7 protein-coding genes are annotated in these 9,256 nt (G+C 71.7%); 6 read left to right on the top strand and 1 reads right to left on the bottom strand.

All coding sequences use genetic code 11. The features are described from left to right. Positions 1–157 precede the first annotated feature (157 nt). From ETD86_RS04415 to ETD86_RS04405, 3 genes are all read left to right on the top strand, one after another. Positions 158–901, top strand: a complete 744-nt coding sequence (locus ETD86_RS04415) for an SDR family NAD(P)-dependent oxidoreductase (RefSeq protein ID WP_138664784.1) — start codon at positions 158–160, stop codon at positions 899–901. A gap of 75 nt (positions 902–976) precedes the next feature. Next, entirely contained in the window at positions 977–1,837 is an 861-nt protein-coding gene (locus tag ETD86_RS04410; RefSeq protein ID WP_138664783.1) for a hypothetical protein, read from the top strand. A 154-nt stretch (positions 1,838–1,991) separates the two neighbouring features. Beyond that, positions 1,992–3,260, top strand: coding sequence for a hypothetical protein (locus ETD86_RS04405; RefSeq protein ID WP_138664782.1), 1,269 nt, complete (start codon positions 1,992–1,994; stop codon positions 3,258–3,260). A gap of 1 nt (position 3,261) precedes the next feature. Here the strand turns inward: ETD86_RS04405 and ETD86_RS04400 are convergent, their stop codons facing one another. Beyond that, the gene (locus ETD86_RS04400) at positions 3,262–3,834 is read right to left on the bottom strand and encodes an RNA polymerase sigma factor (protein WP_138664781.1); all 573 of its coding nucleotides are present in this window, start codon (positions 3,832–3,834) and stop codon (positions 3,262–3,264) included. Positions 3,835–4,013: 179 nt separating this feature from the next. Between ETD86_RS04400 and ETD86_RS04395 the strand changes: the two genes are divergently transcribed. From ETD86_RS04395 to ETD86_RS04385, 3 genes are read left to right on the top strand one after another with little or no spacing between them, the layout of a single operon-like run. After that, the gene (locus ETD86_RS04395; RefSeq protein WP_138664780.1) at positions 4,014–4,724 is read left to right on the top strand and encodes a Crp/Fnr family transcriptional regulator; all 711 of its coding nucleotides are present in this window, start codon (positions 4,014–4,016) and stop codon (positions 4,722–4,724) included. Positions 4,725–4,746: 22 nt separating this feature from the next. Then, the gene (locus ETD86_RS04390) at positions 4,747–6,051 is read left to right on the top strand and encodes an oxygenase MpaB family protein (RefSeq protein ID WP_138664779.1); all 1,305 of its coding nucleotides are present in this window, start codon (positions 4,747–4,749) and stop codon (positions 6,049–6,051) included. After that, positions 6,048–9,254: an ATP-binding protein gene (locus ETD86_RS04385; protein WP_138664778.1), complete on the top strand. Its 3,207-nt coding sequence runs from the start codon at positions 6,048–6,050 to the stop codon at positions 9,252–9,254. Before ETD86_RS04390 ends, ETD86_RS04385 begins: the two co-directional genes overlap by 4 nt. Positions 9,255–9,256 lie beyond the last annotated feature (2 nt).

Below are 9,256 nucleotides of genomic sequence, written 5' to 3'. Positions count from 1 at the left end.
GCCCATGTACCGGCTCGCCGTCGACCCGGACGGCCGCCCCCCACCCCTCCGCCGCTCAGGCCGCTTCTAGCCGTACACGGCCCTCCCGCTCAAGGGACCCGCGCCGGAGGGCGGCCCGGTCGTGGTGACCTGCGGAGAATGGGCTAATGTGCGGCGGATGAGTGGACGTGGAGTTCTCATCACCGGCGCGTCGAGAGGCATCGGACGCGCGATCGCGGCGGCATTCGCCGAGCAGGGCGACCGGGTCGCCATCCATCACCGGGACTCGGCCACCGAGGCCGGCGACCTGCTGGCCGCGCTGCCCGGCGAGGGCCACACGATCGTCCAGGCCGACCTGGCCGACCCCGAGGACGTGCGCCGCATGACCGACGCCGCGGCCGACGCGCTCGGCCGGATCGACATCCTCGTCAACAACGCCGGGGTCTTCCTCCACCACCCCATCACCGACCAGACCTACGAGCAGTGGCAGACCGCCTGGCGCCGGACCCTCGACGTCAACCTCACCGGCCCCGCCAACGTCACCTGGTGCGCGCTCCAGCACATGCCCCCCGGCGGCAGGATCATCAACGTCTCCTCGCGCGGCGCCTTCCGCGGCGAGCCCGACAGCCCCGCCTACGGCGCCAGCAAGGCGGGCCTGAACGCCTTCGGCCAATCCCTGGCGATCGCACTGGCGCCGCGCGGCATCGCCGTCGCCGGCGTGGCGCCCGGCTTCGTCGAGACCGACATGACGAACGAGCATCTCAAAGCGCCCCGCGGCGACGCGGTCCGGGCGCAGAGCCCGTTCGGGCGGGTGGCGCGCCCGGACGAGATCGCCGCCGCAGTCCTGTACCTGGCCTCGCCGGCCGCCGAATGGGCCAGCGGCGCCGTCCTCGACCTGAACGGGGCGTCGTACCTGCGCTAGTAGTGATCTTCGCGAAATCTGCGGTTATTGTTGGCACTCAGGACACTTCGGAAACTCGATGTCGAGGGGGACGGTGTGCCCAGAGGCTGCGGTTTGGCGCTGGCGTCGATCGCCGCCTTCAGCGTGGTCGTGTTCACCGGCGTCGTCCTGTACGTGCTGGCCGGGCCCCAGGACGTGGTCATCGCCGTGCTGCTCGCCCCCCTCCTCCTGTGCGGCATCGTGATCGCGCACGACGTCTTCCGCCGCAGGGCGGCGCTCGCCGCGGAAGAGCAACGCCTGCTCGCCCAGGAGCGGGACCACGTCAGGCGCACCGTCGACCTCGTCATGGACCCGGACCTGGCCGAGGAGGAACGCCTGGCCGTTCTCGACTGCTTCGTCCCGAGGCTCGCCCCGGCCGACCCTGACGTGCGCGACCGGTTCGTGGTCGTGTCCGAGCTGTCCCCGCCGTCACGGGCTCTCCTCGCGCGCGCCAGGAAGGCCGTCACCACGGTCTACGCCTCCCTGGCCATGCGCCGCCGCCTCCTGGACGGCCTGGCCAACGAGGTGCTGCTGCCCCGGCAGATCTGGGAGCTCGCCACGCTCCTGCAGGCGCAGACGCACCTGCAGGAAGAGCAGCACCGGGCCAGGCAGGGCGTGGTGACGCCGGAGTTGCTGGCAGTGCTGGAGCCCCAGCAGGAGGCGCTGGACCGCTCCGTCGCCGCCGTCGCCGCCAGGGTCGAAGGCCTGGAGCGGTACGCGCGCCGCGTCCAGGAGGCCGACGCCGCGCTGAGGGCCCGCGAGGCGCTGGACAACAACGACAAATACCGCGCGCTGCTGGCCCACACGGACGACACCGACGGGATGCGCACACTGGCCGCCCACGGCGACGCGCTGGAGGAGACCTTGGCCAGGAGCGTCCGCGAGGCCATCGAGGCGGGCCAGACCCTCGCCCCCTGAGATCCTTCTGCAAGCCCTTCGCAAGCCGCCGCTTCTACGCTCGGTGCCCCGGCGGCGGCCACGGGGAGGCAAAGCCGGCCGCCGGCCTGTATCTGACGCCCGCGGGGACGCTCTGACTCCGTGAGGCGACGGGACCAGCGAAACGGGAGACCTCATGTCCGACTCTCGGATGACCGCGGACGACGTGCTGCGCATCGCGGCCTACAAGGACCGGAGCCCGGCGCTCGAAGCGATGGTCATCGCCTACAGCTACCACCGCGTCGCCGCCGACCTGGCCGGGCACCTCGGCAAGGACGCCAACAACTGGTACTGCTACGCCACATGGACCTCCAAGGCGGTGGGCGAGAGCCTTGACCTCACACCCGCCTCGCCGTTCATCGAGGACTTCGGCCGCAAGCTCAGGGTGCCGCGCAGGTTCCGGCGGTTCTTCCGCGCGATGTTGCTCACCCTGCTCGGCCCCAGTTACCAGCTGGGCCTCGCGCTGGCCAACCGCGCGATCTTCCTCGAGACCGCCAGTCTCGCCGTCAACCTGTGGAACGACACGCCCGACCGGTTCCTGAAGGTGAGCCCGGAGTCGGACCTGACGCCGACGCCGCCCGAGTTCCTGACGGAGCTGCTGGAGAAGGCCGACGCCCGCTACTTGAAGGACGCGGCGCAGCTGCTGCTGGAGGCCAAGGAGGCGACCGACCCGGCGGTGCGGGCCGAGCTCATGCTGGGGGCCAACATCGCGTTGTCGGCGTACGAGCAGAAACGTGCGCAGAAGGCCCTGGAGCTGGTGCTCTACCGGCCGGTCAGATGGCTGACGCGGGTGTCGTGGCGGTCACTGCGCTCCCTGATCATCCGCCGCCCGTTCCCCAGGTTCCGCCTGTACGCCGCCCGGCACGAGGACCAGCCGTGGCTGACCCGCAAGCTGGAGGAGCTGTGGGCCGGCCTCTACACCCGCCACCTGTTCGCCGTGCAGACGCCGCTGAGCGACATCAAGGTCGGCAAGCCGCTGACCGCGCCCGCGGGCGTGGACATGGCGAAGGTATGGGCGCCGATCCAGCACGAGAAGGTACGCAAGCTGGCCGAGGAGTTCATCACCGAGGACCAGGAGGCGTCCACGGCCGGGGTGTCGAACTGGGTGTCCTACCCCGACCGCATGCGCTTCATCGTCAGCTACTTCCGCGTCTACCAGCACGTCCGCGCCCTGTACGACCTGCCGTTCGACCCGAAGGTCGCCGACGGGCTCGCCGAGGAGATGCGGCGCGGGCTGGTGCCGGAGGCCGTCAGCGAGATGTTCGCGAACGACCCCGCCCTGCCCACGATCCGGCGCAAGGTCTACCGGTACCCGACCGAGACCGACCCGGACGCGTACGAGATGGCGCACTTCGACTTCGAGCCGTTCCTGGAGGCGATCCCGCTTGACCCGGCGAACAAATAGTTCAGTCCAGGAAGTCCCTGGTGATCTCGCGGGCCTGAAGGAGCCCGCGTAGCTTCGCGAAACAGCGGGCTCGGGTGGGCCCGATGCTCCCTACCGGCCTGCCCAGCCTGCGTGCCACGTCCACGTAGTGCGGCTCGGAGGTTTCCGTGAGCGCCCTGAACAGGACCCGCTGCGCGTCCGGCAGCTCCTCGACCAGCTCGTCGAGCGTGCCCGCCAGCCATGCCCTGGCCAGCTCCTTGTCCACGTCGTCCGTGCTGCCCATGATGTCCAGGTCCGGGGTGCAGATCTCCTTCGTCCGCTTGGTGAGCTTCAGGCACTCGCGGAAGGCGATCGTGGCCAGCCAGCCGGCCATCCGCTGCCCGTCCGTCACGCTCTTGAGGTTCAGCCAGGCCAGCAGCCAGGTGGTCTGCAGCACGTCCTGGGCATCCTCGTGGCCGAGCCTGAAGCGGCGGATGCGTGCCTTCAGCATCGGCGTGAACTCCTCGACCAGCCGCTCCCAGGCGTGGGCGTCGCCGTCTTGCGCGGCCGACACCAACGCGCCCGTGTCCAGGCGGTCGATGGTCTCCAACTGCATATCCGACTCCCTGCCGGTCCGGGTACTCGGGGGGTCACTTCCGGCCGGCACCCCCACGGTCCGCCGGAAGATCCGATGGGGCTGTTTCGGGCATGACAGTCCGAATGTGGTCCTCGTCACATTTTGCAGATCACTTACCAGATACTGTCCGGGCGCCGATTGCGGCCTAAAGTTCTTGCATGAACGGGCACAGCGGGGTTCCACCGGACATTCAGCCGGTCGCGGCCGTGCTGGCGGAGATCCCCCTGTTCCGCGTACTCGGAGAGAGCGGCATCGTGAGCACGGCGCGGGCCGGGCTGGCGCGGCGATACCGGACCGGGCAGATCATCTTCCACCAGGGGGACCCGGGGGAGTCTCTCTACGTGCTGCTGGACGGCCTGGTGAAGGTCGTGTTCACGACCGAGCACGGCGACGAGATCGTGCTCAACATCCTGAGCCGCGGCGACACCTTCGGGGAGATGGCGCTGCTGGACGGCTCGCCGCGTTCGGCCTCGATCGTCACCGCGCGCCCCTCGTGGGTGTTCGCCCTGCCCAGGGCCCGGCTGCTGGAGCTGATGCGGGAGCATCCGGGGCTGGCCGACGAGTTCCTGCGCATGCTCGGGCACATGGTGCGCAGGCTCACCGGCCAGGCGGCCGACCTGGCCTTCCTGGACCTGGGAGGGCGGCTGGCGAAGCTGCTGCTGCAGCTGGCCGGCAAGCACGGCACCACCGAAGGCGTGGTGAACCTGCCGGGGCTGACGCAGTCGGACCTCGCCGCGCTGATCGGCGCGACGCGGCCGGCCGTCAATCGGGCCCTGCAGTCGCTGGTGTCGAGGCACCTCATCGCCATCGAGGGCCGGACGATCACGCTGCTGGACGTCGCCGCTCTGCGCAAGCGGGGTGGGCTCTGACCGAATCTGGAGTACGGGGACCATGAACGATCGCAACGACCCCATGGACAGGGACGAGCGCTGGCCGGAAGAGCGGTTCCGGCAGCTCAGGAAGCAGGCCGACCCGGCAGTCGACGAGGTCGTCGCCGCCTACCTGAGCGAGCAGCCCGAGGGGAAGGGCCCGCTGGAGCTGGTGCGGGCCGTGGTCGAGGAGCTGGGGCGGGCCAAGCGGGAGGCCAGGGCGCCCTCGGGGGAGCCGCCCGCCTCCCGCGTCTTCGACGCGCTCGACTTCGCCAGTGACCTGCCCGACTGGGGCGACGACACCGAGTTACTGGCCAAGGGGCAGGCCGTGTTCGCCGACTACGGGCTCTACCAGGCGGCCGCGCTGTTCTGCAAGTGCCTGCCCATGGCGTACGTCGAGGTGTCCAGCGCGAAGGTGCTGGCCGGCGTGTCGAAGCTGGCCACCCACAGCCTCACCCGCCGGGTCGCCGAGACCGGGCAGATGCTGGTCGACGTCATGGGGCTGAAGGCGACCGACAGCCTGCAGCCCGGGCGGCCCGGCCACACCACCGCGATCGGGCTGCGTATCCTGCACTCGTTCGTGCGCGCCCTGGTCGACGAACGTTTCGGCGACAGCTGGGACACCGAGCGGTTCGGGCCGCCGGTCAACCAGGAGCTCCTGCTGGCCACCATCTTCGACTTCTCCGTGGTCACATGGGAGGCTCTGGAGAGCATGGGCGTGAAGCTGACGGACGATCAGCGCGCCGCCCACCTCTACACGTGGAGCGTGTTCGGCCACCTCATGGGCGTGGAGGCGTGCCAGGACGGGCCGCTCACGCTCGACGACGTGGTGCCGGTCAGCGAGCGCCTGGGCCGCCTCTACGAGTCCAGCCCCGAAGGCCGCGTGCTGATGGCCAGGCTCCTGGAGGAGATGGAGGAGTTCATGCACCTGGGCTGGCGCAAGCTGCCGCGCAGCCTGGTGCACTGGGTCTTCCGCGACGCCAAGTACGGCGCGGACAGGGTGCCCGAGCTGCTCGGCGTGCCACCGGCCGCGTGGTGGTTCACCGCCCTGTTCATGGCGGCGCGGGCGGCGCACCGGCGGCCGTGGCTGGGCCGGCGGGCGGACGCCGTGGTCCGCTGGCTGGTGCGCCGGGCCGGGCGGGACATCGTGATCGCCCTGGTCGACCGCCACTCGGGCGGGCAGGCGCCGTTCCGCATCCCCGCGGAGCTGGCCCATGCCTGGCGGATCAAGCAGTCGAAGGCGGCCGTGAAATCCCGCGAGATCCGCCACAATGTCCGGCACAATATCCGGCATAAAGCAGTCGGGCGGAAGGGGCTGCGCGCGTGACCGCTCCGCACGAGCCAGGCACGCTCACCACGGCGACGATCCTGTTCACCGACGTGGTGAGCTCCACCGCGCTGCGGATCAGGCTCGGCGAGGAGCGTGCCAACGTCGTCTTCCGCCGCCTCTACCAGCTCCTCCATTCCGTGGTGATGGCGAGCGGCTCGACGTTCACCAAGAGCCTGGGCGACGGGCTGATGGCCGTCTTCGACTCGGCGACCGCCGGGCTCGACGCGATCATCGCGGTGGAGCAGGCCGTCGCCGACGAGAACGAGCGGGCGCAGGAGAAGATCTCCATCAAGGCCGCACTCGCCGCCGGCGACGTCTGCTGGGGGCACGACGACGTCAGCGGGCTGCCGACGGTGGAGGCGGCCCGGCTGGTCGCCATCGCCGAAGGCGGCCAGGTGCTCTGCACCGACCTGGTGCGGCGGCTGGCCCAGGGGCGCAGCCGGCACGAGTTCAAGGACTTGGGGCGGCTGCCCGGCAAGGGCCTGCGCGAGCCGATGCACACCTACGAGCTGCACTGGCAGAACGCCGACCACCACCAGAGCGGCGGGCTGCCCACGTGGCTGGACAACAGGCACCAGCTGCCGTTCGTGGGCCGGGGCGAGCAACTGCGGGCGCTGGACTCCGAGCTGGCCGCGGCCGAGTTCGGCAGTGGGCTGGTGATCCTGCAGGGTGACCCGGGGGTGGGCAAGACGCGGCTGGCGTCCTTAGTGGCCAGGCAGGCGCTCAAACGGCAGTTCACGGTGCTGGCGGGGCGGTGCACGGATCCGGCGCGGCAGGCGTACGAGCCGATCGCCGGCGCCGTGGAGCGGCTGGCCCGCACCTCGCCCGCCCTGATGTTGCGGGCCGGAGTCGACCAGCAGTGCGGCCAGCTGGTGCGCCTGGCGCCGTCGCTGGCCACGCCGCCGCTGTCCCTGCAGGTGCCGCCGGCCACCGAGCCGGTCTCCGAGCGTTACCAGCTGATGGCGGCGGCACGCACCCTGATCGAGCGGCTGGCCACCGTGCGGCCGGTCCTGCTGGTGATCGACGACCTGCAGTGGGCCACGCTCGAGTCGCTGCAGATGCTCGGCGCCCTCATGTACGACGCCGACGCCATGCCGCTGCTCATCCTGGCCACGTCACGGCCGGTGCCGGTCGAGTCCGCCATGCCGGAGCTGCACAAGCTGACTGCCGACGGCCGCGTCGTGCAGGTTCCGTCGTTCGGCCTCGAGGAGGTCTCCGACCTGCTGTCGGAGGTCCGCTCGGGCGGCGATCCCCAGGCGCTGCACCGCATCACGGGCGGCAACGCGTTCCTGATCAGCGAGGTGGCCACGGAGCTGGCCGCGGGCAAAGACCTGGACGCGCTGACCGTGCCCGACTCGGTCACCAGGATGGTGCTGGCCCGGCTGGCGCAACTGCACCCGGACGCCAGGGACCTGGTCAGCCTGCTGGCCGTGGGCGAGCGGATGGAGTCGGCCGAGCTGCGGCACGGGCTCGGCCTGGACGAGGCGCGGTTCGTGGCCGCAGTGGAGGAGGCGCTGGGCGCCGGCCTGGTCACCATGTCGGCACGCGGCACCTGCCGGTTCTCGCACGAGCTGACCAGGAACGCCCTGTACGCCACGCTCTCCCCGCCACGTGCCGGGCTGCTGCACGGGCGGGTGGCCGACGCGTTGTGCCAGGCGGACCCGAAGGCGATGGAGTCGCGGCCGTACGTGGTGGCCGCGCACCTGCTGGCCGCCGCCGAGAACGGCCGTGACCCGGTCCGCGTGAGCGCGGCGGCGGAGGCGGCGGTGCGCGCGGCGCAGCACGCCCTGGCCGGGCTGGCGCACCGCGAGGCGGTCACCTGGTACCAGCGGGTGCTGGAGCTGCTCAAGGACTTCCCCGGCGCGAGCCTGGAACGCCGCGCGGAGCTGCTGCTGGAGTGCGGCACGGCCATGTGGCTGGCCGGGCACCCCGAAGCCCGGCCGACCCTGGTGGCGGCGGCGGACCTGGCCAGGGAGTGCGACCGCGGCGACCTGATCGTCACGGCCGCGCTCGGCGGCGACCGCGGCTTCACCAGCATCTCGGCCGCCCCCGACCAGCAGCGCATCGCCTTGCTGACCGAGGCCAGGCGGCTGGTCGACTCCACCGACGTGAGCACCAGGGCGCTGCTGGCGGCCCAGCTCGCCTCGGAGCTGATCTGGGCGCCCGACGGGGAGCGGCGCTTCGCGCTGAGCGACGAGGCGGTGGCGCTGGCCCGCAAGTCCGGCGACCCGCGCACGCTCGCCCTCGTGTTGTGCCTACGCAGTCTCACCATCATCCCCGCCGACCCGCTGCACCAGCGCCACCGCGACGGCGACGAGATGCTGGACGCGGCCCGCAGGACCGGCGACGACCTGGTGTTGTTCCACGGCTACGTGCAGCGGACCCCTCCCGTCCTGGACAGCGGCGACGCCGCCCGCGCGGCCACGCTGCTGGACCAGGCCGACGAGCTGGCGAGCCGGCTGGCGCAGCCGCACCTGCACTGGCTGGTCGGCTACTCCAAGGCCGGCCTGACCCTCATGCAGGGCGACCTCGCGCAGGCCGAGGCGGAGGCGACCGCGGCTCTGCGGCTCGGCTCGGAGATCGGCCGCCGCCTGGAGGCCGTGGCGATCTACTCCGAGCAGATCGCCGAGATCCGGCGGCTCCAGGGACGGCTGTGGGAGCTGCGCGACCGGCTGCGCCGCGCCGCCCCGGCGCTCCGCGTGGACCCCGTGCACGCGGTGCTGCGCTATCTGTGCGAGATGGACGACGAGGACGCCGGCCCGCTGCTCGACCGCATCCTGGCCGGCCAGGGCGCGGTGCCGCCGCGCAACATGGCGCACCGGCCCGCCCTGGACAACCTGGCCGTGGCCGCCTGCCGGCTGGGACGGGCAGACCTGGCCGCGCAGGTGTACGACTCGCTGGCCGCCGACGGTGAGACGTTCGGCCACGGCACCGTCGCCCACCACTGCGGGCACCACTACCTGGCCCACCTGTGCGTGACGATGGGGGACCCGCGGCGGGCCGCCGAGCACTTCGAGGCCGCCGCCGAGGTGCACGAGCGGCGGGAGGTGCCGCTCATGCTCGCCGAGTCCCTGCTGGACTGGGCGGACCTGCTCGACGGCGGCCAGGTGAGCGGACCCAAGCCGGCCGACCTGCGCGAATGGTGTGCCTCCCTGCTGTCCGGCCGCGGCGCCCTCCTCCTGGAGCGCCGCCTGCGCTGACC

The sequence above is a fragment of the Nonomuraea turkmeniaca genome (genome assembly GCF_005889735.1).
Lineage (GTDB): Bacteria > Actinomycetota > Actinomycetes > Streptosporangiales > Streptosporangiaceae > Nonomuraea > Nonomuraea turkmeniaca.
The sequence above is the reverse complement of the archived record's forward strand: the minus strand, read 5'-3'. Positions and strand labels throughout refer to the sequence as shown.